At 62.1% G+C, this 22,621-nt stretch carries 21 protein-coding genes; 3 read left to right on the top strand and 18 right to left on the bottom strand.

The window, feature by feature from the left end; genetic code table 11:
• Nucleotides 1-111: 111 nt before the first annotated feature.
• Complete coding sequence (locus AC2A04_RS15955; RefSeq protein ID WP_484213344.1) at nt 112-498, bottom strand: DUF7825 domain-containing protein; 387 nt, start codon at nt 496-498, stop codon at nt 112-114.
• A 9-nt stretch (nt 499-507) separates the two neighbouring features.
• Nucleotides 508-708, bottom strand: a complete 201-nt coding sequence (locus AC2A04_RS15950; protein WP_484213343.1) for a hypothetical protein — start codon at nt 706-708, stop codon at nt 508-510.
• A gap of 1,034 nt (nt 709-1,742) precedes the next feature.
• Between AC2A04_RS15950 and AC2A04_RS15945 the strand changes: the two genes are divergently transcribed.
• Complete coding sequence (locus tag AC2A04_RS15945; protein WP_484213342.1) at nt 1,743-2,021, top strand: winged helix DNA-binding protein; 279 nt, start codon at nt 1,743-1,745, stop codon at nt 2,019-2,021.
• Between the two features lie 689 nt (nt 2,022-2,710).
• Here the strand turns inward: AC2A04_RS15945 and AC2A04_RS15940 are convergent.
• From AC2A04_RS15940 to AC2A04_RS15925, 4 genes are read right to left on the bottom strand one after another with little or no spacing between them, the layout of a single operon-like run.
• Nucleotides 2,711-3,751: a Rieske 2Fe-2S domain-containing protein gene (locus AC2A04_RS15940; RefSeq protein ID WP_484213341.1), complete on the bottom strand. Its 1,041-nt coding sequence runs from the start codon at nt 3,749-3,751 to the stop codon at nt 2,711-2,713.
• A gap of 12 nt (nt 3,752-3,763) precedes the next feature.
• Complete coding sequence (locus tag AC2A04_RS15935) at nt 3,764-4,717, bottom strand: PDR/VanB family oxidoreductase (RefSeq protein WP_484213340.1); 954 nt, start codon at nt 4,715-4,717, stop codon at nt 3,764-3,766.
• Nucleotides 4,714-5,769, bottom strand: a complete 1,056-nt coding sequence (locus AC2A04_RS15930; protein ID WP_484213339.1) for a Rieske 2Fe-2S domain-containing protein — start codon at nt 5,767-5,769, stop codon at nt 4,714-4,716. The genes AC2A04_RS15935 and AC2A04_RS15930 overlap by 4 nt, the downstream gene beginning before the upstream one ends.
• Nucleotides 5,770-5,783: 14 nt before the next feature.
• Nucleotides 5,784-8,363, bottom strand: coding sequence for a TonB-dependent receptor (locus tag AC2A04_RS15925; RefSeq protein WP_484213338.1), 2,580 nt, complete (start codon nt 8,361-8,363; stop codon nt 5,784-5,786).
• 197 nt (nt 8,364-8,560) lie between these two features.
• Between AC2A04_RS15925 and AC2A04_RS15920 the strand changes: the two genes are divergently transcribed.
• Complete coding sequence (locus AC2A04_RS15920; protein WP_484213337.1) at nt 8,561-10,291, top strand: sigma 54-interacting transcriptional regulator; 1,731 nt, start codon at nt 8,561-8,563, stop codon at nt 10,289-10,291.
• A 735-nt stretch (nt 10,292-11,026) separates the two neighbouring features.
• Entirely contained in the window at nt 11,027-12,715 is a 1,689-nt protein-coding gene (locus tag AC2A04_RS15915) for a phospholipase D-like domain-containing protein (protein ID WP_484213336.1), read from the top strand.
• 349 nt (nt 12,716-13,064) lie between these two features.
• Here AC2A04_RS15915 and speD read toward each other — a convergent pair whose 3' ends face one another.
• From speD to AC2A04_RS15855, 12 genes are all read right to left on the bottom strand, one after another.
• The gene (speD, locus tag AC2A04_RS15910; protein ID WP_484213335.1) at nt 13,065-13,412 is read right to left on the bottom strand and encodes an adenosylmethionine decarboxylase; all 348 of its coding nucleotides are present in this window, start codon (nt 13,410-13,412) and stop codon (nt 13,065-13,067) included.
• 1 nt (nt 13,413) lies between these two features.
• Nucleotides 13,414-15,027 carry a flavin monoamine oxidase family protein gene (locus tag AC2A04_RS15905; protein WP_484213334.1) on the bottom strand — a complete coding sequence of 538 codons (1,614 nt, stop codon included), beginning with the start codon at nt 15,025-15,027 and terminating at the stop codon, nt 13,414-13,416.
• Nucleotides 15,017-16,567, bottom strand: coding sequence for a polyamine aminopropyltransferase (locus tag AC2A04_RS15900; RefSeq protein WP_484213333.1), 1,551 nt, complete (start codon nt 16,565-16,567; stop codon nt 15,017-15,019). Before AC2A04_RS15900 ends, AC2A04_RS15905 begins: the two co-directional genes overlap by 11 nt.
• Nucleotides 16,560-16,769: a DUF350 domain-containing protein gene (locus tag AC2A04_RS15895; RefSeq protein ID WP_144907729.1), complete on the bottom strand. Its 210-nt coding sequence runs from the start codon at nt 16,767-16,769 to the stop codon at nt 16,560-16,562. Before AC2A04_RS15895 ends, AC2A04_RS15900 begins: the two co-directional genes overlap by 8 nt.
• Nucleotides 16,770-16,794: 25 nt before the next feature.
• Entirely contained in the window at nt 16,795-16,941 is a 147-nt protein-coding gene (locus tag AC2A04_RS15890) for a hypothetical protein (protein WP_484213332.1), read from the bottom strand.
• Complete coding sequence (locus AC2A04_RS15885) at nt 16,938-18,188, bottom strand: DUF4178 domain-containing protein (RefSeq protein ID WP_484213331.1); 1,251 nt, start codon at nt 18,186-18,188, stop codon at nt 16,938-16,940. The genes AC2A04_RS15890 and AC2A04_RS15885 overlap by 4 nt, the downstream gene beginning before the upstream one ends.
• Nucleotides 18,185-18,847, bottom strand: coding sequence for a DUF4178 domain-containing protein (locus AC2A04_RS15880; protein WP_484213330.1), 663 nt, complete (start codon nt 18,845-18,847; stop codon nt 18,185-18,187). Before AC2A04_RS15880 ends, AC2A04_RS15885 begins: the two co-directional genes overlap by 4 nt.
• Nucleotides 18,848-18,873: 26 nt before the next feature.
• A complete protein-coding gene (locus AC2A04_RS15875) occupies nt 18,874-19,857 on the bottom strand; it encodes an SPFH domain-containing protein (RefSeq protein ID WP_484213329.1) in 984 nt (327 codons plus the stop codon).
• 389 nt (nt 19,858-20,246) lie between these two features.
• Entirely contained in the window at nt 20,247-20,564 is a 318-nt protein-coding gene (locus AC2A04_RS15870; RefSeq protein WP_484213328.1) for a helix-turn-helix domain-containing protein, read from the bottom strand.
• Nucleotides 20,548-20,949 carry a type II toxin-antitoxin system RelE/ParE family toxin gene (locus tag AC2A04_RS15865; protein WP_484213327.1) on the bottom strand — a complete coding sequence of 134 codons (402 nt, stop codon included), beginning with the start codon at nt 20,947-20,949 and terminating at the stop codon, nt 20,548-20,550. The genes AC2A04_RS15870 and AC2A04_RS15865 overlap by 17 nt, the downstream gene beginning before the upstream one ends.
• Nucleotides 20,939-22,051 (bottom strand): tyrosine-type recombinase/integrase, encoded by a 1,113-nt coding sequence (locus AC2A04_RS15860; RefSeq protein ID WP_484213326.1) that lies wholly within the window; start codon nt 22,049-22,051, stop codon nt 20,939-20,941. Before AC2A04_RS15860 ends, AC2A04_RS15865 begins: the two co-directional genes overlap by 11 nt.
• Nucleotides 22,052-22,139: 88 nt before the next feature.
• Nucleotides 22,140-22,583, bottom strand: coding sequence for an Arm DNA-binding domain-containing protein (locus AC2A04_RS15855; RefSeq protein ID WP_484213325.1), 444 nt, complete (start codon nt 22,581-22,583; stop codon nt 22,140-22,142).
• Nucleotides 22,584-22,621: the final 38 nt, after the last annotated feature.

Raw genomic sequence — 22,621 nt, 5'->3', positions numbered from 1 at the left:
AGTCAAGACGACGGCAGGTGCCGCACCATGCGCAACTTGAGCAGTTCGATCAGCTATGTACCATGACACATATTCGTCCGGAGCAGCCGTCTGAGGCCTCGGGAGCACTCGTTATCCAAGTATCTGCTTCGCCAATGATGCAGACTTGGTCTTGCCAGTCAGGGAAGTCAGGGCGGTCCGGGTGGATGGTGAAATTGGTGAGTTAGATATCGCTTGAGTTTCGACGAATACCTGCAGCACATGGTGACCGTTCCGCTGCGCAAGATCAAAGCTAGGCAACCACGCCTGCAAGGCTGCATCAATCGCTCTCGCATGAATGGGCGAGACCTGCGCAACTTGCAGCAGGTTCTCGCCTAGGCGGTTGTACTTCACCCACTCACCTTCGCACAGACGGGTCATAACTATCGCAAAGATGGCAGGATCGAATATCCGGTTTTCAATCCCCTCAATCAGGGCATCGATGGCCAGCCCGCGAACATCAGCATCCTTGCCAACCAAGCTCAGTGCTTAGACGAGATGACCCGGCTCTCCCCACGGCCTGCCGCGTTGAAAAAGGGCGTGCAGGAAGCCGTAGTTCGGTGTCCAGTTGCTGCTATCTTCATCCATCCTCTGGGCGAGCTTCGCCGCTGCCTTCATGTGGGCACTGTCGAGTTTCTGCGGCCAGAGATAGGCAAGCCATTGCGCCAGCCACGTCGTGTTGAGATCCATTGACCAGTAGTGCTTGGACTCGGTTCTGCGGCAGATCGCTGCTGTTGGCAGCTCCTCCCAACGGGTAATTGTCCGACCGCCCAATTTGCCCAACGCTGTAGCCAACAGGCCTCGCTTCTCTTGATCGTCGACGCGGCCATCTGTTGAAAACAGATGCGGCGGAACGCGATGAATGTCCTGCGGACAGGTAAGGCACTGCCTCGAATCTCTTGTTTCTCGTTCCACCGCCTACATTTCGGAATTGAAGCAAAGCGGCCATTCACTGTCGATTGGGGAACGATCTGGCTGCATCCGAACGGTTAAAGGCCTTCTACGCGTAAGTAGAAATATCTATTCTTCGCGCGTATTCCGCCATCTTCACCAAAATGAATGTTTCTAAATTTAAAGAATATTTCATTGTTTCATGAAATTGATAGATCAGGCTATTTTGATCGCGTGCATTCGGCGCAAAATCTGCCGAAACGGATATATTCTAGGTCACTGAACAGGCTAAATGTTGAGGTATCATTCATGAGGGGGGCTCGTGATTGATATCGCTGCCTCCCAAACCACTGCTCAACCGCATTTCCAACGCGGCGTGGGCAGCAATAAAAAGTGCGGACACCCCCCGCGTGCTTGCCTGGGCAAGCTGGCGGGCAGCGTCGGCAGTCACTTTCGCAGTCTTGTAGGGAACGGTCATCGAACCGGTGCGAACGCAGTTGCGCACGCGAAAACTGGTCAACAACAGGGAGATTGAACATGGCGACACGTGCGATCGAATCTGGCAATGATTACCCACTTGCGGCTTCAACCGGCCCAGCGCCGTCAAGGCAGCCACCCCACGATGTCACACTGGACCTGATCAGGTTGCATCAGCGGATCGGTGAGTGGCTTGTCACCGCGACCACCGGCACAGACGGGCGCGATGCAGAACAGGCCGATCATCACAGACTGGAGGCCCCGAGGCGCCGCGCCAAGCAGCCGCCGTTACCCGATCCGCGCCTCGTCCGCGCCATCATCCGGAAGCGCAGCTCGCGGTTGCGCTTCCGGATGATATGTTCGCCGATCCCGCGTGGGATATGCTGCTCGATCTGACGGCAGCGCGCGCCGAACACACCCGGGTTTCCGTCACCTCGCTGTGCATCGCGTCTGGCGTGCCAAACACCACTGCCCTGCGCTGGATCACACTATTGGCACAGGCCGGCCTGGTTGAGCGGGTGGAAGATGATACGGACCGCCGCCGCGCCTTCGTACAACTGACGGACAGAGCCGCTGATGCCATGGCCCGATACTTTTCCGACAATGTTGGCCGTCTCAGCCTACGGAATCCATGAAGCTGCCCGGCTCACACTGGGCCAAGTCCGATCAAGGCGGTCTATAGCCGGGTGCGGGGCGGCCTTCGCAGGCAACCGCCCCGCACCGGTTACCTCACGAACACTTCGTGAAGCGGCCGGTCTTGGCATCCCGACACGGCCCCTTGTGCGGCGTGGCGGCGTGGGTCGGCGCAGCGGCGGCATGCGTTGCCGCAGCGGCCGGGCGTGCGGCAGGCGCGAGGGCAGCCGGTGCAGCGGCAGGCACTTGATGAACTTGCCCTTCGCGTCCTTGCACGGTGCGGCGTTGGCGGCGACGGGCAGGGCCAGCGCGGCGCCCAGCGCGAGAGAAAAACCGAACTTCATAAGATGGTCCTCCAATGCCATGATGGCAGCGGGAACCTGCACTGGCGCGGCTGTAACCGGCCTTGCCAGCGCATTACGATCAGGTAACGGGGGCAAAGATGACAAGGGCTGCAATCCGGATCTCTGAACATCGATCAGCCCGCGCACCGCGAATGCCGCTGTTGAGCCCACGAACGCGCCTTTTGACTACGGTGCTCGCAGTTATCCTGCTCGGAGCCCTCAAGTGGGTGCACAACGGATCGTCTGATTCTCACAGCACCCCATCGGCGGCCCTTTCCCAAACGGCGTCGATGTCGCGCTAACGCGATTTTCACCGTTTGAGATCGATGTTGCCCGAGAAACCTGTATCAGGGAGTTTCGGCGTCTATCATCCGCTTGAGCAGGCGTCGCACTTTGACGGGGGCGACATCGTTCGACATGAGCACCGGGTTCAGGTCGAAGAAATCGGCATCGCCCATTTCGCGCTGCACGGCCTGCACGAGCGGGCCGTCCTCAAGTTCGAACGCATCGTGCATGCCCTTGATCTTCAAGGCGTTGTATTCCGCGTCGTCTTCCGCATGGTTGCGGCGGGTGGCGAAGAAATAGTGCGTCTTGAACTCGTCTTCGGGGGTGCAGGTATGCAGGTCGTACTGGCTGACCGCTTCATCGAAGCTCTCGCCGTCCTGCACCGCGCCAACTGAAAGCTGAATGTTTGCCGGCGCGTGCCACACGATATCGAAGTATTGCCGGGCTTCGTCGTCAGGCCGGGACATGAACGGTGCGAAAATCATCATGGCCGGCTGCTGCGACCATTCCCAGCGCGCGGAAATGGTCGTGGGGGTCTCGCGTACCTTGGGGATCACCGGTGAAAGTTTGCCCCGCGTGGTGATGATCTCGCCATGAACGTGGTCGATGTGGCTGAGATCCATCACGTTGTCGATGATCAGTTCGTAGTTAACGTCGAGGTGCATGTAGGTTTGCGCCACGGCGTTGGGATGGCCTTCGTCAAGCGGCGAGAAATCGGGGAGAAGCGCGGGGTCGGGGTCGGAACTGTCCATCCAGATCCAGAGGAAGCCGAACTTCTCCATGAGCGGAAAAGCGTCGACCTTGGCGGCATCAGGAATCCGGCCGTTTCCGTGTGGGTTGTGCGTGCATCTGCCGGCGCTGTTGAAGCGCAGTGCGTGGTAGGGGCAGGCTACTTCATCGCCTTCCCGCTTGCCGAGCGAAAGCGGTGCAAAGCGGTGAGGGCAGCGATCGTGCAGCGCAACCGGTGTGCCATCGGCCAGGCGGTAGATCATGACCGATTTGCCGAGGATGCGGCGACGGAACAGCGCCTCGCCATCGACTTCCTTGGACATCGCGGCGACGTACCAGGCGCGCTTGAGATACTTGAATGGTGTGGAAGACATCATTGCGCTCCTTCAGAGGTTGATGGTCAGACGCGGCGTGCGCGCGCGCGAGCAGCAAGGGGTGAAGCAATCGTTGGCGAGGCGTTCGTCTTCGGACAGGTAGCTGTCGCGATGATCGGGCACCCCCGCGAGGACGGTGGTCAGGCAGGTGCCGCAAATGCCCTGTTCACAGGACAGCGGTAGCCTCACCCCCGCGAGTGCCAGGGCCTCCGCCGCGGTCTGGTCAGCGGAGACCTGCACGACCTTGCCACTGGCGGCCAGTTCGAGTTCGAAGGGCTGGTCGTCACCACCCGTGACCGCGGCAAAGCGCTCTGAGTGGAGATTGGCGGCGTCCCAGCCCGCGCTGCGGGCAAGATCCAGCACGGCATCCATGAAGGGATTGGGGCCACAGGTGTAAAGGTGCGTATCGGGCGCGGGAGCGCCTAGAACCCGTTCGACCGCGAAGCTCGCCGGAATGCGCTCGCCGACATGGAGATGCAGGGCTTCGTCCGGCGCCAGCCTGAAGAGGGTGTCCCAATAGGCCGCGCGGTCTTCCGACCGGACGAAATAGTGGAACTCGAAGCTGCTGCCGGAGGTGGCGAGGCTGCGCGCCATTGCCAGCAGGGGGGTAATACCGATGCCGCCGGCCAGCAGCACGGAATGGCGGGCCGGGGTCAGCGGGAACAGATTGCGCGGTTCGCCGATCTCGAGCAGGTCGCCCTCCCGCACGGTGTCGTGCAGATAGGCGGAGCCGCCGCGCCCCGCGCCATCGCGGAGCACGCCGATCTCGTAGGTGGCGGGATCGGCGCGGTCCCCGCACAGTGAATATTGCCGGATCAGGCCGTTGGGCAGCTTGACGTCGATATGCGCGCCGGCGGCGTAGTCCGGCAGGGCCTGTCCGCCTTCCGCACCGAGTGTGTAGGCGGCAATGCCAGGAGCCTTGATCCGCTTGGAAAGAACCCGGACCGAAATCGACTGCACCGTCATGCCGCGACCTCGACCGCTTCGGCTTCTTCGGCAAGCAGCTTGTCGAGCACCCAGAGCATCCGCCCCGGTCCGGCATCGTGGACGATATCGACGTGGGGTGCCCCAGGGTATTGCAGGAGCCGTTCGCGCTGACCTTCGAGGATGCGCTTGTCCTCCAGGAAGGCGTGCATGTTGGTGCGGTGCATCAGGTCGACGATTCCGGGGAACCAGGTTTCCTTGCTTGTGCCCCACGAAAAGTAGTAATCGACCGAGCCTTCGTCGCGTGGGGTCACGGCCTGGCTGGAGAACGTGTCCAGCAGCAGCTTGCCGTTGGACATTCCGCGACCGGTTGCACCTTCTTCCGCTTCATGGACGGCGAAGCTTAGGATGAAGTTGCAGGGCACGCTCAGGCGGACGTGGACGTTGATGTCGAAGCGCGCGTCCGCGGGAAAGAGATGATGGGCGAACGTGGGCGCAGGGACGCCGCGAACGCAGTACTTGGTTTCGATTCCGCGCGGTTGCAGTTCGTGCCGGGGCTTGATGAAGCCCCAGTCGTCGCTTCCGCCGAACGTCATCCCGTGAACCCACGACACGTGGCTGAGGTCGGCCAGGTTGGCGATCTCTTCACGATAGTCCGTATCGATCCGCAACTGGTTGGTCTTGAGCACCCACTTGGGGTCCGACGGGCCGATCGCCTCGCAGATCAGGGCCTCGTCTGCCTGCGCGGCATCGCCCATCCAGACCCAGATCCAGTTGTCGCGCTCGACAACCGGGAAGGTCCGGACGCTGGCGTCCACCGGCACTTTGTCCATGCCCGGCACCGCCCGGCATCCCCCATCCGCTCCGAACAGCATCCCGTGGTACATGCAACGGACCGCGTCGCCTTCCTTGCGGCCGAGCGAAAGCGGGGCGGAGCGATGGGGACACCTGTCCTCCATCGCCACGACCTGGCCCTCGCCCGTCCTGTAGAGCAGGATCGATTGGCCGGCGATCCTGCGGCAAACGAGATCGGTCGCCCCGATGCCGACGTCTTCATCCCAGCCGGCGCAGTACCATGCATTGCGTAGAAACAAGGGACGTCTCCTCATCAGAAACGGACGCCGAGGGTGGCGTACCATTCGGTGGGGCGGTTGTAGGTTCCGAACAGCAGGCCGGCTGCGGTCTGGTTACCGCCACTGACCAGGTAGCGATCGTTGGTGAGGTTGGTGCCGCCTACGGTGAGCGACCACTTCTGCTCGGGCGCCCGGTAGGAGATGCTTGCATTGAGCGAACTGACCGCATGCCGAAGCAGGGCATAGGCGCGTTCGGTGTCGTTCCAGATCTTGCTGGTCCGGGTGTAGTCGACCAGCGCGACAACCGACGCGCCGTTGCCGAGCTCGTATTCGTAGCGCGGGCTTACGTTGAATTTCCACTTCGGGGTCTTGGGCAGCGGTGCGCCTACAAAGACGCCGGCTTGAAGCGGATTTGGCGCAACCTGCGCCTGCGGCAATACGCTGGTGTAATAGGAGTCGGTATAGCCAACCGAGCTGTTTATCGTCAGGCCGCGTACCGGCACCGCCACCAGTTCGAGCTCGAAGCCCTTGATGCGGGCATCGCCTGCGTTCTGGATCGTCGGCGAGACACCCTGCTGGAAGTTCAGCTGGATGCCGTTGTACTTGGTGGTGAATGCCGCACCATTGAGCTGGACACGACGGTTCAGGAACTCCGACTTGAAGCCGATTTCGAAGCTTTCGGCCTTTTCCGGATCAAAGCTGGGCGCAAAGTTGAGGGGGTTGGACAGGCGGGTGGTCCAGCCTCCGGTCTTGTATCCTTTCGACCACGAACCATAGACCATCACACCCTGCGTCGGATGAAGTTGGATGCCGAGCTTGGGCGCGAAGTTGTTGAAGGAGCGGTACTGCGTATCAGGCACGTAGTATCGCAGCGGCTCGCTGGGGTCGGGGAAGCCCAGCGGGGTCGAACATGGATCACCATAGACCGGGCAGTTGAACAGTTTGTAGTTGAACCCGTTCAGGTCGCTCTGGCCGCCGTTGAAGTCCTTCTTCTCGTGCGTGTAGCGCCCTCCGACGGTGATCGAGATCAGCGGGGAGAACTCGTAGTCGACTTGCCCGAAGAAGGCATAGTTTTCGGTGTGGAGCAGGTTCGGACCGTAAATCTGCAGCAGGCCCTGGTCAAAGGTGACGAAGTCGGAAAGGAAGCTGCGCTCCTTGAAATAATACCCGCCGACAACGTACTTAAGCTTGTCGTTGAAGGCCCGCCCCGTGATCTGCAGTTCCTGGCTGAACTGCCAGTTGGCAAGGCTGAAGGAGAATTCCAGCGCACGCACGGGCGATCCGTCCGCGTCCAGCCCGGTCGCCCAGTCCAGCTTGCGATAGCCGGTGATGGACTTGACATCGACGCTGTCCGAAAGTTCGTAATCCAGCGTCATGGCAAGGCCCCAGACCTTCATGCGCGAGAAGTTCAGGCCCGCGGCGTAGCTCTTGTCCGGATCGGCGAGGATGTAGCGGCTGTCGAAGGGAAGGCGATTGTTGGCGGGGTTGGCATCGACATTCGCACTGGCGAGCCCACCGATCTGCTGCCCGGGGTTCAGCGGCGTGCCGCGCGGACCGCACAGGGCGGTGGCGTTGCGGGCGGCGATCTCGCCCGCTGTCGATCCTATGCAGAAGTTGTAGAGACCGGCAAAGTTGAAGCCATTGGGAGCAAGGCCGGAAGCGCCATTGTAAAGGCCTGTTGCGCCGAGACCGGGGATCACCAGCGCGCGATCGGCGGTGGGGGCGAAGATGAAGGGCTGGCTTTCCGTGGTCGCGAGCAGCTTGTTCGCCGTGCCCTGCTGATTCTGGCTGAGGTAGTCGCCGGACACACGGACAGTCAGCCGGTCGGTCGCCTCCCACTTCAGCTTGCCGCGCAAGGTCCACTCGCTCTGACCGCCTTCGCTCGATGCGCGATCGTAGCCGTTGGAGCGAAACGCCGCGTCCTCATCGTTGACGAACTGGCCCGCTCCCGGGAAGGGAATGCGCTTGAGGTACCCATCCCGGTGCCGCGATGCGGCCGTGAGCGACACCGCGACCCGATCCGTGATCGGCAGGTCGACGCTGGCGTTGATGTCGAGCCGGTTGTAGCGGCCGGTGGTGATGTCACCCTGGAACGAGAAGACCTTGCCGGGATCGCGCGTGACCACGGATATGGCGCCGCCAATGGTGTTGCGGCCGAAAAGGGTGCCCTGTGGTCCCTTGAGGACTTCGATACGCTCCACGTCGGGCAGGTTGAGGTTCGCTCCGACGGTGCGGGCAAGATAGACGCCATCGAGATAGACGCCCACGCCCGGATCGAGGTTGGCGGCGAAATCGTTCTGGCCGATGCCGCGGACATAGGCTGAAAGCACGGAACTGGACCCCGAGAAGGGGGTGCCCGCGTCCAGCGTGACGTTTGGCGAGATGTTGGAGAGGCTCGACACGTCGGCCACCGCCCGTTCGCGCAGCGCGCTGGACGTGAAGGCGGAAATCGCGATCGGAACATCCTGTACGTTTTCCGCGCGCTTCTGGGCGGTAACGACGATCTCCGCAATGGCGCCTGAATCCGCGTTGGCTCCGGTGCCCTGCGCCCAGGCGCTGCCACCGGTGACCACGGCCAGAATGCTCGACGCGCACAGGAAATGCCTCTTGTTCATACTACACTCTCCCCCTTTGTGGTTTGGCCACTTGTATGCAGGGTCTGTGCCAAATCCCGAGGACGGCCGATTTTCGGCACTTTTGGTGGAATGGGCTTGAAACCCCGGTTCGAACACTTGCTTCGCTGCGGAATTTTGCGCAGTCTGGTTGCAGAAAATTGCGCATCAAAAGGCGCTAGAGGATTGGGGAGATTGCGATGCCCAAGGGCGCTGCCAGACGGGGCAAGCCGGATTCGGCTTATGCGTTCGTGGATCATTTCCAGCGGGCGCAGGATCCGGACTTGCGTGATCTCTACGATTCATTCCGTTTCGATCCGGACAATGCCGAGATCATGCTCAATGGCCAGAGGATGGTCCTGACGGACAACGCCAGTCTGGCGATCCTGCGGCGCGAACTCATTTCCGCGCTTGGATACGAGCAGGCGCGTGCCACAATGTCCCGCATAGGTTACACGATTGGCGCGAACGACGCCCGGCTAGCGCTCGCTTTGCGCAAAGACGCGTCCTTGTTCGAAGGTTATGCGGCCGGCCCGCAGCTCCACGCGCTGATGGGGTCGGTAAAGGTCGTGCCGGTTGTTTTCGACGCGGATCGCAATTCGGGCCATTTCTATTGCGAATATGAATGGCACAATTCGGCGGAGTGCCTGGCGCACTGCGACGAGATCGGCATCGGGCCCTACCCCGGCGGGTGGCAACAGATCGGCTACGCCGCCGGCTATTCGTCGGCGTTTTTCGGACGGCCGATCGTCTATCGCGAGATCCAGTGCGTCGCGATGGGGCATCCGCATTGCTATCTGATCGGCAAGCCGGTGGAGGACTGGGACGAGCCGGAAAAGGAACTGCGCTGGTTCCGTGCGGAAACCTATACGGCTCCACAGTCTGATGGCCCGCAGCCCCCACCGGAGCGCTTGCAAAACCGCACGGTGGTGGGAGCCTCACCCGGTTTCAACGTTGCCCTGCACCTGATCGAGAAGGTGGCCAAAACCGATGTCCCGGTGCTCTTCCTCGGCGAGAGCGGCGTGGGCAAGGAAGTCTTCGCGCGGGAACTGCGCCGGCGGAGCCGGCGCAGCGACAAGGAGTTCGTCGCGCTGAACTGCGCGGCGATCCCGGAAACGCTGGTGGAGGCCGAACTGTTCGGGGTGGAGAAGGGGGCTTTCACCGGCGCGGACGGTGCCAGGGCAGGGCGTTTCGAGCGGGCTTCGGGCGGCACGCTATTCCTCGACGAGGTGGGCACGCTTTCGCCCGCGGCGCAGGGCAAGCTGCTGCGCGTGCTGCAGGAAGGCGAATTCGAACGGGTGGGCGGCACCCGCACCATCCGCTGCGATGTGCGGATCATCGCCGCCACCAACGCCGATCTGAGTTCGGATGTCGAAAAGGGAACCTTCCGGGCGGACTTGCTCTATCGTCTCAACACCTTCCCGATCTGGATACCGCCGCTGCGCGACCGCCGGGCGGACATTCCGATCCTGGCCAACCATTTTCTGCGCAAGTTTTCCCAACGGCATGGGAGGACCAACCTGTCGTTCGACGAGAGCCTGATCCGGCTGTTCAACGACTATGCCTGGCCCGGCAATATCCGCGAATTGGAAAACACGATCGAACGCGGAGTCATTCTCGCGAACGACGACGAGGCAATCAGCGTGCATCACCTGATGATGGCCGGACACGCGCTGAACCAGCAAAGCGACCGTTCGCACGACGCGTTGGCAGACTTCATCGTGGCCCGCGCGAGAAATTCGAAGCCCGCTTCCATCCGCGAGACCCTGCTGTCGCTCGGGCTTTCGCACGACGAACTGGTCGATGAACTGGTCGCAGGGGCACTGGACCGTTGCGAGGGCAACCAGTCCGAGGCGGCCAGGATGATCGGCATGTCGCGCAGCCAGATCGCCTATCGGGTCAAGTCTCGCCTCGACGAGAAGGCAACCTGACGCTCGGCCGTGTCTCCGTTGCCAGCGGGCCCAGAAGTCCGGTGTGGTTGATAGAAGCCCCAGAGGCTCGAGGATTTGCCTGTCCGCGGCCCTCCACATGCCGCAGGGTATAGAATGGGGGTGACGAGTAGCAGAGGCGGTATCCGACAGGCAGGTTGAAAGATGCCAGTATCTGCGCCGCCAAGCCTCGGCTCAAAGGCCTGAAACCGGCAGACGTCGATCAGGCTTATCTCCGGAAGGCCATCAAGAAGGACCGGATCGACGGTGTCCTCATGAAGTTGTTGGTTGGTAGCGATAGTGGTAATTCGATCGTTCAATTTTTATATTTTTAAATCATTATCTTATGAAAAAACCAAAAACTTCCCCCGTTCGATCCCGGGAATCTTTTGGCTGCAATTAGATTGCCGTGGACCGGGATAGCTGCGCCTCCCTAACAACTAAGCCGGACGGGAAGGTAACCGAGACTGATCTGAGAGAAAACGACAACTCTCGCCGCAATAGACGACATTTACGATGCTTCGCTCGGCCGTCGTGACCGGCCATTCATTCACGCAACCAGTGACGGCGCTCCTCGGTCCGAAAACAGATTAGTAAGGCCGAAAGGCCTTGTACTGGCCGGCGCTGGAAAGTTACGTGCCAACGAGAAGCAGGAACTTAGCTCGCTACTGTCTTCTTGAAGCGCTATACTTTTTTGATAAGGATATAGCGTCGGTAAGCAGTAAGGGGGCGATTCCAATGGCTGTTGATTACCTCGCGAAAGGAAAGAACTCCTCAGCGCTGTTTACGCTAAAAGTGCATCGTGGCGAAGGCATGGCGCTTCTCGCCATGAACTGGAAAGACGGCCAGCCGCCCGACGACTTTGTCGGCTTCGGCATCCAGTACCGCGAACCTGGCGGTCGATTCTTCCTCACTGCGCGAAACCGGCTCAATTTCGATGGCACGCCCACCCCCCACGGCGACCGCAGCTTCCCCTCGCTCGCCGCCCCGATCCAGAAATTCCGCTGGATCGTTTTCCCCTTCAACGCCGACCTACCGGGCAAGTTCGACTTTAAGGTCACGCCGATCTTCATGGACGCTGACGGCATGCTGGGCCAAGGCGAACCGCAAATCGCCAGTCTGGCGCTTTCAACCGAGACCTATCCTGGCAAGCTCAACGTGACATTCACACGCGGCTACGTCTCTTCGCAGGCGTTCGTCGATCGCTATGCGAGCGCTGGCGACATTGCCACGCTGCTACCGAAGAAGGCGGCCGACGGCCCGCGTTTTGTGCCGACGCATCCGATGGCCGACGAGGCGCTGGCATGGATGGGGTTTGAGGCGCGGCGCGAAATCCTCGCTATTCTCGATGCGGCAATCGCCGATCCCACCGCAACTGTCTCGGTAGTCGCCTACGATTTGTCGGAACGGCTGGTGATCGAGAAGTTCGAAGCACTGGGCGCACGCCTGCGGATCATCCTAGACGACAGCGGCGAGCACAAAGAACCACACTCGGGCGAAGCGCAGGCTGAAGCGCGGCTCGTCGCCAGAGGGGTGCAGGTCAAACGCCAGCACATGGGCCGGTTGCAGCACAACAAGACCATCGTTGTGGACGGTGCCGTGAAGCACGGAGTCTATGGCTCCACCAACTACACCTGGCGTGGCTTCTACGTGCAGTCGAACAATGCGATCTTGGTGACCGGGGCAGATGCGATCAAGCCGATGCTGCAGGCGTTCGACGATTACTGGCATCAGGCGGGCTACAAGGATTCGCAATCGCCCAAGTGGCACGACCTAAATGTCACCGGTGTAGACGCCAAGGTGACCTTCTCGCCGCACAAGGAGACTGAAGCTACGCTCCACGACATCGCGCAGGATGTCGACAGCGCGCAGTCGACCGTGCTGTTTTCGCTCGCGTTCCTGTCGCAGACGCCAGGCGCCGCGAGCGAAGCGGTCCTGCGCGCCGTGAAGGGCCCACTGTTCACCTACGGCATCTCGGACAAGCGCACCGGCGTGGAGCTGCACAAGCCCGATGGCAACCCTGCGCCGGTCTATTTCAGTCGGCTGACCGGCAAGTTGCCGCCGCCGTTCAAGGTCGAGGTCAGCGCGGGCGGGGGCACCAACATGCACCACAAGTTTATAGTGCTAGATTTCGACAAGCCCAGTGCGCGGGTATGGTGCGGATCTTACAATTTCTCATACTCAGCCGACTGCACCAATGGCGAGAACCTGCTGCTGATCAAGAACCCCAAGATCGCCACTGCCTACATGGTCGAGGCGCTACGCATCTTCGACGCTTATCACTTCCGCGTTGCAATGGACGATGCCAAGCGTGACGGTAAGCCGATGGTGTTGCGCAAACCCCCAATGCTAAGCGGCACGGACCCGTGGTGGAAGGAATACTGGACCGTAACGCGGAAGATCAGAGACCGTGAAATTTTCGCCTGATGGCCGCCACGATTCGATTTGCCACGAATTGAGCTAGCCGTTTCCAACCTGATTGCTGGCACTATTGGCCGGTTGCTAACTTATCAGTTTTTAAGGACGAAGTCGGGGATGCAACCGGTTCCGCCTTCAGCCCGGTCGTTTCAGGTCCTGTCGCATAGTAAGTGGATCTGCCGTTCATTCAGCCGAGCATCATGTCAGCTACTGGGCCGGTTGCTGAATGGCAACTCTTTGCCAGCCGTCAGCTAAAGCAGCAGGTCCACTTTCGGCCTTGCAGCGGTGTAAAATTCCTGACTCTAGCTATTTGGTTATGCTTTCCTCCGGTTCGAGAAAAGACCTTCCTTGATTAGCATTAAAGGCGCCTGACGACATGCTTACTGGTGATCAGAGCTTCAAGTTGCTGGACGATTACATCAAGCCCCGCTTCCGCATCTGCGTTCTCGCCGCAAACAAAGAGATCGACTGCCGCTACGCCTTCTTCGGGCCATGTGTGGATTGAAATGTGCGATTCCGCGAGCATAGCGACACCGGTGAGCCCCATGCCTTCGCCGAAGTGGTGCATATGCAGGCCGACGATGCGGGCGTTTGCGGCGCTCGCCGCCTCGCGCAGAGCCTGTTCGATCAGTGCGGCATCGCCCAGCCCGTGGCATTGCGCGAGATCGGCGATCAGGTGCACGCTGGTGCCGGGCGGGTGGGCCATGTCAGGCGAGACTTTCGAACAGATGCGCGAGATGGGCGAGCACGCCTTCGGCTGCGAGAACGCCGCGATAATGGGCTTCCTCGAACAGCGAAAGGCCGGAGATGTCGGAGTGGGCGAACCAGACCGGCGGCTTGCCCCGGGCGGCGGCTATGCGGGCGGGATCATCGAGGAAGCCGGGCGTAGGGCCGGCCATGGCATGGCCCCAGCGCCATACGTCGATGCGCTCGATGGCTCCGGCAAGGTCCGGGTTCATCGCGAGCAAATCGTCGGCGATGATGGCCTGCCATGCCTCCAGCGAACGCGTCATCAGGATCTTGCGCGCCTGAGCGGGCGTTTCGCGGCTGAGCGGCATGTACCATGTGAGCACGGTGGGGCCGCTGCCCGCAGACGACGTCTGGTGGGTGGCGACGACATAGCCCAGGCTCTCGCTGGCGGCGGAGACGTTGTCCCATGCGAGCGGCGTGCCCTTCCCTGCCGGTGGGCGATTGACGGTGACGTTGGCGACGACCCACGGGGCGTAGGCGAAGCCATCCTTGGTTGCGAAATCGGGCGCAACGCGGGCGGCGACGAAGTGCGGCATGGCGAGCACGGCGGCGCGGGCGCAGATGCGGCGGGTCTGTTGCTGGCGGTGATTGAAGACGTCGGCCAGCACCTTGTCGCCGTCTTGAACAACGCGGACCACCGATTGCGCGGGTCTGATGTGGCCGGACAGGCGCTCGGCGAGCAACGCGGCAAGGCGGCCATTGCCTTCGGGCCATGTCAGTTCGCGGTCACCATCGCCGCGCGCTGCCCAGCCGCGACGCCCGGCGAAATAATGGATTCCTGCCCAAGCCGAGACGCGTTCAGGCTCGGTGCCGTAATCGTCTCGGACGCAGTAGCGCAGGTAGGCGCGCAAGGGTTGCGATGTATAGCCTTGTGCATCGAGCCAGTGGGCGAAGGACTGCTGATCCAGCGCGCGGTACTTCGGGTCTTCGCTGGACAGGGCCATCGGAACGGCAAAGGCGGGCTTGCCGTCGTTGCCGGTAGCGCTGCGGAACTTGGCCATTGCAGCATCGAAGCGGTTGCGCTGTGTGCGGTCGTCGGGCGTCAGGGCGGATGCCGGGTAGAGGCCTTCCTGCCACTTGCCGCGCCAGAGCAGGCGTTCCTCAAGGTCGGCGCAGAGTTGCAGCGGATCATAGACCGGTGCACCCTGCTCCTCGCCCACGATCATGCCGAATTGCCTGAGCATGTGGCGCAGCGCGCGGGCCTCGCGGTTCGGGACCGGCAGGTAGTGCGCGCCGAGGGGATAGGCGCTGACTGCATTGCGCCCGGAGCGGGCGTTGCCGCCGGGGGTGTCTTCCAGTTCGCAGAGGATGAAATCGGCAAAACCTGCTTCGGCCAGACGCCAGCCGGTGGAGAGCCCGGCGATCCCGCCGCCGGCGATCAGCACGCCGATGTCCTCGACCGGGCCGGTGGGGGCGGGAAACTTACCTTCGCGGATCAGGTGGCCACGTTGCCAATCTGCGCCGCCCAGTTCTCCGCGGAAGTTTGCTGTCGTGCAGCCGGACAGCAGGTCCGCACCCCATCCCGCCAGCGCCGCGCCGATCACTTGCCGACGGGTCGACTCAACCTTCATAGCGTCCCCATTCCTCGGCAAAACTGCGCACGAGGGCCTGATTGTCGAGCCGGTTCACTGGCGTTGGCCGCCGCGCCATGTCCGGCGGGAAATCGAACATTGCGCGCTCGGCTGCGGGATCAAGGAAGCGCAAGTGCGGCGGCAGTCGCACGGCATCGCCGATGGGCTGGTGCGCGGCCATGGTGAAGCCCCATTCGCCGAAGCTTGGCACATAGGCGTGATAGCCGCGCGCAATCAGCCCTGCGGCTTCGAGCGTGCTGGCGACGGTCCAGTAAGAACGCGGGGCGATCAGCGGCGAGGTGCTCTGCACGGTCATCACGCCTTGCGGGGCAAGCAGGCGGGCGACTTCGCGGTAGAAACTTTCGGTGTAGAGCTTGCCGAGCGAGAACTCGGTCGGATCGGGGAAATCGACGATGATCGCGTCGAACCGGCGTTGCTCCGCCCGCACCCAGCGGAAGGCATCGGCGTTGACCATGGTCAGGCGCGGCGAGGCGAGCGCCTGGCTGTTTAGTTGCGCAAGTTGCGGCGTGTCGCGGAACAGGCGGGCCATTTCGGGATCGAGATCGACCAGCGTGACATGGCCGACGCGGGCATCGCGCAGCACCTCGCGCGCGGCAAGGCCATCGCCGCCGCCGAGGATCAGGACCTGCCGGGGCGCCGCCACGCGGCCCAGCACGGGCCAGACCAGCGCTTCGTGATAGCGGTACTCGTCGCGCGTGGAGAACTGGAGGTTGCCGTTGAGGTAAAGGCGCAAGTCTCCATCACGGCGGGTGATGACGATGCGCTGGTAGGGGGTAGAGCGGGCATAGACGACCGGCTCGTTGTAGAACGCGACCTCGCTCATGCGCTGGAGCCTGTCGGCGAAGGCGAGGCCTGCGAGGAGCGAGGCGGTGACGATCAGCGCGGCCACCATTTCGCGCGCGATGCGCTCCTGCCTGCGCAGCGCGAAGAGCAGCGCGATGGCTACGCCGACATTGGCGAGACCGAAGACGAAGCCGGTGCGGATCATGCCGAGCTGCGGCACCAGCACCAGCGGGAACAGCAGCGAGGCGATCAGCGCGCCGACGTAGTCATAGGTCAGGACGTTCGAGACCAGTTCGCGGAAGGCGAAGCGGTGGCGCAGGATGCGGATGAGCAGTGGGATCTCCAGCCCCACCAGCACGCCGATTGCCATGACCAGCGCATAGAGCACGACGCGGAAATCGCCGACGAGCGGGAACAGCAGGAACAGCCCAGCCGCCGACCATCCGCCCAGCGCGGCGATCAGGATCTCGACCCGCACGAACACCGCCATCTCGCCCGAGCGCACATGGCGCGAGAGCCAGCTGCCTACGCCCATCGCGAAGAGGTAGGTGCCGATGACCGTGGAGAACTGGGTGACGCTGTCGCCCAGCAGGTAGCTTGCCAGTGTGCCCGCCAGCAGTTCGTAGATCAGACCGCAAGTGGCAACGACGAGAACCGAAACGAGCAGGATGACCGCGAGCGAGGCAGGAGCGGCATCGCCCCCGCCTGCCGTCGCGGCTTCGGGCATGTCATCCATGCACGGCGGCGGCGATGATGTTCGAGATGCCGATGGCAACCGCGCCAGCCAGCAGGGCGACGGCCATGTTCTTGCGCTCGATGATCTCGCGCCACAGCTCGCCGGGGGTCAGCCGGTCCACCAGCACGAAGCTGACGATGAAGATGACGATGCCGAGCGCGGCATAGAGCATCGTGGCGATGATGGTGGTGGCAGAGAGCATGCAGGCTCCTTTCAGGATCGCGGGATCACTTGTGGGTGGGGCCGACGTGGCCGGATGCGAATGGGCGGTCCTCGTCGTCGCTGTAGAACGAGAAGGCGTTGAACGCGGCAAACAGGGCTGCGGCGAGCAGGCCGAAGCACAGGATCGCGAACAGGATCAGGCGCTTGGTCATTTGTCGCGGTGCCTCCACCACAGGATCGAGACGGGCCAGAGGAAGAGCGCGATGACCAGCGTCCACCACATGCCCCACGACATCGCGCCGGTGCGGGCTTCGACCCAGACGTTGATCGTCTCGGCCTGCCCCCAGGCGTCGCTTGGCACGGGATCGACCGGCCAGCCATGGGCAGTGCCGCTGGCATAGACGTCGTAGGTGCCGCGCGGAACGTGACCGAACATAGTGTCGCCGTGGTAGCTGCCTTCGGTCCAGTAGCCGTCGGAATCGCGGCCCGCGTAGTGCTCGACGAGACCGAACGCGTCGATGGACTGTTCGCTGGAACGGTCGACGAGGTTGTATTCGAGATCGACCCAGCGGTTCTCGAACATGTTGGTATCGGCGTTGACGGTGACGAATTGCCACGGCCTGCGCACGGTGATCGTGCCGATCTTGACCGGCGCGATCTGCCCGCCGACCGGGACCTGGATCATGGAGCTTGTCTTCGTGCTTGGCCCCGCCAGCAGCGCCATGGCGATGGCGGCGAAGAGCGAGACCGCCATGGCCAGCAGGAACATGCGGCCAAGATCGTCCTGTTCCATACCCGGTGCCGCCTTGAACTGCATCAGGCCCTGCGCCGCCTTGCGCCGGGGCAGGCTGCGGCGGTTGAGGCCGAAGGCGTGCTCGATCTCGGTTTCATCAACCGGGACCAATTGCGTCCAGTTCTCCTCGCCGTCCGACACCTCGCGCGAGAGGATCGTCTCGCCCGACTGGAACAGGGTGGCATTGGCGGTGTCGCCTGCCTTGACCCGCCAGTAGAACTCGCCAGCTACCGCCGTGGTCGAGGTAGACTGGTCACGCCCAAGCCGAGAGAAGTTTTCGCCCCGCCAGAACACCCGGTTGCGGTCGCCCTGCGGACGGTCGGCCAGAGGCGTGCCGAACTGCCATTCGCCATCGGCCACCACCAGCCAGCGATAGCCGAGGTAGGGGTTGAACAGCAGGAACTCCTGCCAGATCGTGATCTGGTCCTTGCGACGAAGCGCGCCGACCACTTCCCACTCCTGCCCGAACACCGTGCCGCGCTTGCCGATTTCAAGCGCGAAGCTGGCCTTCGCCTTCTCGTGCCGCCGGATGAGCGCGACTTCTGGCCGCGAGACATCGAGAACCGAGCCGCAGTTCTGGCAGATCAGGTTTACCGAGAAACCAGCGGCGCGCACTTCGATGGTGCCGCCGCAGGCCGGACAGGTTATGGCCTTTCCTCCACTCACCGCAGCTCTCCGGGGATCGTCCAGCCCTCAAGCTGGCGCAAGTTGCCGGGCTTCAGGCTCATCAGATCCCAGCTATCGCCGAACCATGCGGTGGTCCCGGTCTTGTCGCGCTGAAGCGAGAGGACTTCGCCGCTGGCGGAGCGGAAATCGATGCTGGTCATGCGCGTGCCTACCAGCGTGGAAATCGGCAGGTCGCCTTCGCTGCCGAGACATTCGACCTGCTTGATATCGCTCGCAAACAGCTGGCCGCCTTCAACTTCGATCACATCGCCCCGGGTTATCGCCTCGCCCTGTGCAAAAGCGCGGACCTTGGGCTGATCGAGCAGTTGCGGCCATTCGGCGGTCAGCATGAACATGCCCGCAGCCTCGGCCAGCCAGAACTGCGCGCCGGTCTCGGCAATGGCGAGCCATTCGGTCCATGATCCACCAGACCACGCCCAGCGCACCCGGCCTACGACCGTCATCCCGCGTCCGTCCGCAACCAAGGTGGTGCCAAGCTGGATCGGGGAGACGTCGAACGGCAGGACCGCGACCTTGCCCATGTCCTCCACGCGCAGGCCTTCGCGCAGGATCAGCGTCTGACAGTAAGGGCACGTGCCATAGGGCAAGGACGGCCCGCGCACCGGCACTTGCGCTCCGCACGACGGACAGTTCAGCACCGCTTGCAGTTCCCCCGTTGCGGCAATCAGCGAATTCGCGAAAGCAGCTCTGCTTTCTTCGCATCGAACTCCTGCTGGCTCAATGCGCCGAGCGTGACGAGCCTGTGGAGTTTTTCGATCGTGGCAAGCGGGTCCTCTTCGGGAGCAGAAGGCGCGGCTGCCCGGCCAAGCCCCTGCGCCATCGCGCCGCCAAGCGCAGTGGCCGCGGCAACGCCCGCACCGATCCCGGCCACGCCGCCGCCATCCTGGTTCGCTGCATCTTCAATGGCTTCAGCGGCCTGAAAGCGGGTGTAGTTGCCCAGATCCCCCAGCACGCGCATCGAACTCGCCTTGTCCAGATGCGCCTGCACCTCATCGGGCAGCGAGACGCTTTCGACGTAGAACGACAGGCAGGTGAGGCCCCACTGCGCAAAGGCCTTGTCGACTTCGGTCTTGATCCGGTCGGACAGCGCCTGCTGGTTGGCGGCGAGATCGAGGAAGGCAATGCCGCTGCCGCCAAGCGCGGTTGCCATCGCGGTCTGGATCGCGGCGCGCAGTTGCGGCTCGAGCGTCGGCACGGCGACGCCTTCGAGCGTCCCGAGTACGCGCGAGACAAACGGGGCGACCTCGTTCACGCGGAAGGAATAGGAGCCGAATGCGCGCAGGCGCAGTGCGCCGAACTCGGCATCGCGCACCGTCACGGGCTGCGCGGTGCCCCACTTGAGGCCGTGCTGTTCCTTGAGCGAGAGGAACACGACGTCCGACTTGAACGGCGACTTGAACGCCTTGTCCCAGTTCATCAGGTTGGACAGCAACGGTAGGTTGGCCGTCTCCAGCGTGTGCAGGCCTGGGCCGAAATAGTCCGCCACGCGGCCCTCGTCGACGAAGGCTGCGATCTGGCCCTCGCGCACCGTCAGCTGCGCGCCGTGCTGGATTTCGCGATCGGCAAAGGGCACGCGCCATGCCAGTTTACCGGGCCGCTCAAGCCATTCGATGACATCGACGAACTGCTTGCGGAGAAAATCAAACATCACTGTAGCCTCCCGGATGTTTTGATAACCTAACGCTACTTATCCCCCAAGTAAGTCACTACGATCATAACATCTAGCCTGACCAAGCGAAAAGACTGAGCAAAAGCTCTTTTATAGACAGCAAACTCGATAAAGAAATTGTCCAGTGATAAAGCCCGCGCAATTACCATGCCGAGAAAACATGCCCTAGGCACCGCTGCGGTGTTCTATCGCACTTAAAAAGGCGCTCGCTATTGCACCCGCAATGACCGCTTTTTGGAAAGGCGCACAAGGCGCTTAATGACCGAGATTAGGGCGCCAAGCTGACACGCCAGCTCGCCGTTCAGGATGTCCGCTATCCCAAGCTTCTCTCCTGAAACCGGACTTTCCGGACTGTCCCCACAAGCCGCCTACGCGATTGCTTCCAATCCCTTGCGCTGAACAATCGATAGCAACCTCAGCGCAGGCCCCCCAGGCCGCTTCTTCCCTCGTTCCCAATCGGAAACGAGATTCTTTGACACGTTGAGATAGCGCGCGAACACTGGCTGCGAGACATGCTCAGCCTCACGGATCGCTTTGATCTCCTCAGGCTGGAGCGCCGCCGCCGGGGCAAGGCACGTATCGTCGAACTCGCGCAACGTGCGCTTGTCGATGGCTCCGCCTTCGTGGAGTCCCTCCATCATCTCGTGAACGGCAGCTAGCGCTTCGCTCTTATAGGTCCTGGGCATCTTCATTCACCTCGAACAGCCTCTCTTCGCTCACTTCCGTATCGATCTGCGCCTGCGTCAGCGCGAGCACGATCTTCGCGGCCTGCTTGTAGACCTTTAGCTCGGCCGCGCTGAGGTTGGCCTTGTCGCTTTTGGCGAAGCCAAAGGCGAATATGGCTCTCTCTTCCTGGCGGAAGAAGACCAGCGTGCGGTAGCCACCGGACTTGCCTCCACCTTCGCGCGCGACGCGCTGCTTTATCAGGCCGCCGCCGAGATCGGCATCGATCAGACCGCGATTGGCTTGATCGATGGCCGCGACAAGCGTCGCGTCGCTGATCCTTTCTCGGCTTGCGAACTTCGCGAACCAGCGGTTCTTGTAAATGCGGGTTCGTGGTTTACCGGTCATGGATCAGCGCCCCATTATCACACATAGTATTATAGTTCAATGAATGGTCCTCGCTCATAGCATCGGCTATGAGTTCGCCGATCCGCTCCGCCGCGTCGAGAACGGGGCCATCATCGAGATGCGCATAGCGAGAGGTGGTCTGCAACCGCGCGTGGCCGAGGAGTTTGCCGATCATCGGCAGTGTCTCTGAGCGAGCAGCGGCATGGCTGGCAAAGCTGTGCCGCAAGTCATGGATCCGGACTCCGGGCAGATTGGCCTCGGCCTTCACGACTTTCCAGACCGCGTCGATGCTGCAGACAGGACGCCGGGTCAGCTTGTTCCAGAACACTGGATCGGATCCGCCGCGTCGTTCGAGTGAGGCAAGCAGCGTCCGCGCCTCGTCGCCGAGCCAGACTGTGCGAGGACCGGTCTTGCTGTCGTGCAACAGCAACCGCCCGCCCCTCACTTCGCTCCAGGTGAGGTCCGTAATTTCGGAACTCCGACAGCCAGTAAGGAGGAGCAGATAGATGATCGTCGCATGCAGCGGTTGACTATGGATTCTGCGGTTCAGCACCTCGCCCAGTCGCACAATCTCTTGATTGGAGAGGAACCGTTCGCACTTGCGGCGCTTGTTGGGCCGAATGTAGGCGCAAGGGTTACTGCCTTCGGGGCGCATCCCCCAGCGCTCGGCATGGTTGAACATCGAGCGCAGGATCTCGAAGCAGCGATTGCCCGCGCCGGGGCCAGCGTTGATCGAGACTTTGTTGAACCAGGTCAGCACATGCGACTGTTCGATCTCGTCGATGAACATGCCGAAGAAAGCGTGGTCGAGGTGCCGGCGACGATAGTAGTTATGAGTCCTGCATGTGCTCGGCTTCCATTTCGCGGCGGCCTGCTTCCAGTACAGCGTAAGGAAGTCGTCGTAAGTCGGGACCTTTCGGGCTTCCTTGCGCTTTGTCGCCGGGTCTTCGCCTACCTGGGCACGCAGCAGAATCCGCCGCGCGACGGTCAGAGCCTGGGTCTTGCTCAGGACATTGGCGTTACCAAGTGTGATGGTTCGGGTTGTCGCCGCGTACCGACGGGAAGACGAGGCCCGTTTCGGCCTTTGTCGGCAGGGCAGCAAGGACGGCCTGAGCCTGCCGATTTAGGTAGACGATTTTCGCCCCGGTCTTGCTGTCTGGCAACATCAAGCGCGGCGGCTGCACCCATTCTCAGCGAAGGCCCACCACTTCGCCGTGCCGCGCGCCAGTGTAGATCAGCAACCGAATAGCCTGGACCGCGATCGGGTCGCTTTCCTCGAATGCACGCAGACTTGCCGCAAGGCGATTGAACTCGCGGGCGCTGGCCAACTGCGCGCGCGCCAAGACGCGCGCCTCCTCCGCGCCTAATTCAGGTGGGCGGCCGAGTGTGACCCGCTTCTGCTTGCCGCGCTGGCGGAACTGAACGAACCAGCTCTTCGAACCTGCAGCGAAGGTCCTGAGGCCAAAGCCGGGCAGCTCGGTATCCCACCAGAAGAACTCCTTGGCTTTGACTTTGCGCCGGGCGATGTTGCCGTCGAGCCTGACCTTTGCGCTCGTAATTCCGTTCTGACGACGCCGATTCGATCCTTCAATTTCGACCGCTTTTGGCGTTACCACATGGCCATTCGTTGACATCGATCTTGCTCCTTCATAGAAGGAACAAATTCAGGTTA

This window comes from Novosphingobium sp. HNCC26DJ243 (assembly GCF_057180545.1).
The sequence above is the reverse complement of the archived record's forward strand: the minus strand, read 5'-3'. Positions and strand labels throughout refer to the sequence as shown.

Excerpts from the sequence above, each read along its gene's own strand:
- AC2A04_RS15950 (WP_484213343.1), bottom strand. The coding sequence starts at position 708 with ATGGATCTCAACACGACGTGGCTGGCGCAATGGCTTGCCTATCTCTGG.
- AC2A04_RS15945 (WP_484213342.1), top strand. The coding sequence starts at position 1,743 with ATGTTCGCCGATCCCGCGTGGGATATGCTGCTCGATCTGACGGCAGCG.
- AC2A04_RS15940 (WP_484213341.1), bottom strand. The coding sequence starts at position 3,751 with ATGTCTTCCACACCATTCAAGTATCTCAAGCGCGCCTGGTACGTCGCC.
- AC2A04_RS15935 (WP_484213340.1), bottom strand. The coding sequence starts at position 4,717 with ATGACGGTGCAGTCGATTTCGGTCCGGGTTCTTTCCAAGCGGATCAAG.
- AC2A04_RS15925 (WP_484213338.1), bottom strand. The coding sequence starts at position 8,363 with ATGAACAAGAGGCATTTCCTGTGCGCGTCGAGCATTCTGGCCGTGGTC.
- AC2A04_RS15920 (WP_484213337.1), top strand. The coding sequence starts at position 8,561 with ATGCCCAAGGGCGCTGCCAGACGGGGCAAGCCGGATTCGGCTTATGCG.
- AC2A04_RS15915 (WP_484213336.1), top strand. The coding sequence starts at position 11,027 with ATGGCTGTTGATTACCTCGCGAAAGGAAAGAACTCCTCAGCGCTGTTT.
- speD (WP_484213335.1), bottom strand. The coding sequence starts at position 13,412 with ATGGCCCACCCGCCCGGCACCAGCGTGCACCTGATCGCCGATCTCGCG.
- AC2A04_RS15905 (WP_484213334.1), bottom strand. The coding sequence starts at position 15,027 with ATGAAGGTTGAGTCGACCCGTCGGCAAGTGATCGGCGCGGCGCTGGCG.
- AC2A04_RS15900 (WP_484213333.1), bottom strand. The coding sequence starts at position 16,567 with ATGGATGACATGCCCGAAGCCGCGACGGCAGGCGGGGGCGATGCCGCT.
- AC2A04_RS15895 (WP_144907729.1), bottom strand. The coding sequence starts at position 16,769 with ATGCTCTCTGCCACCACCATCATCGCCACGATGCTCTATGCCGCGCTC.
- AC2A04_RS15890 (WP_484213332.1), bottom strand. The coding sequence starts at position 16,941 with ATGACCAAGCGCCTGATCCTGTTCGCGATCCTGTGCTTCGGCCTGCTC.
- AC2A04_RS15875 (WP_484213329.1), bottom strand. The coding sequence starts at position 19,857 with ATGTTTGATTTTCTCCGCAAGCAGTTCGTCGATGTCATCGAATGGCTT.
- AC2A04_RS15870 (WP_484213328.1), bottom strand. The coding sequence starts at position 20,564 with ATGCCCAGGACCTATAAGAGCGAAGCGCTAGCTGCCGTTCACGAGATG.
- AC2A04_RS15865 (WP_484213327.1), bottom strand. The coding sequence starts at position 20,949 with ATGACCGGTAAACCACGAACCCGCATTTACAAGAACCGCTGGTTCGCG.
- AC2A04_RS15855 (WP_484213325.1), bottom strand. The coding sequence starts at position 22,583 with ATGTCAACGAATGGCCATGTGGTAACGCCAAAAGCGGTCGAAATTGAA.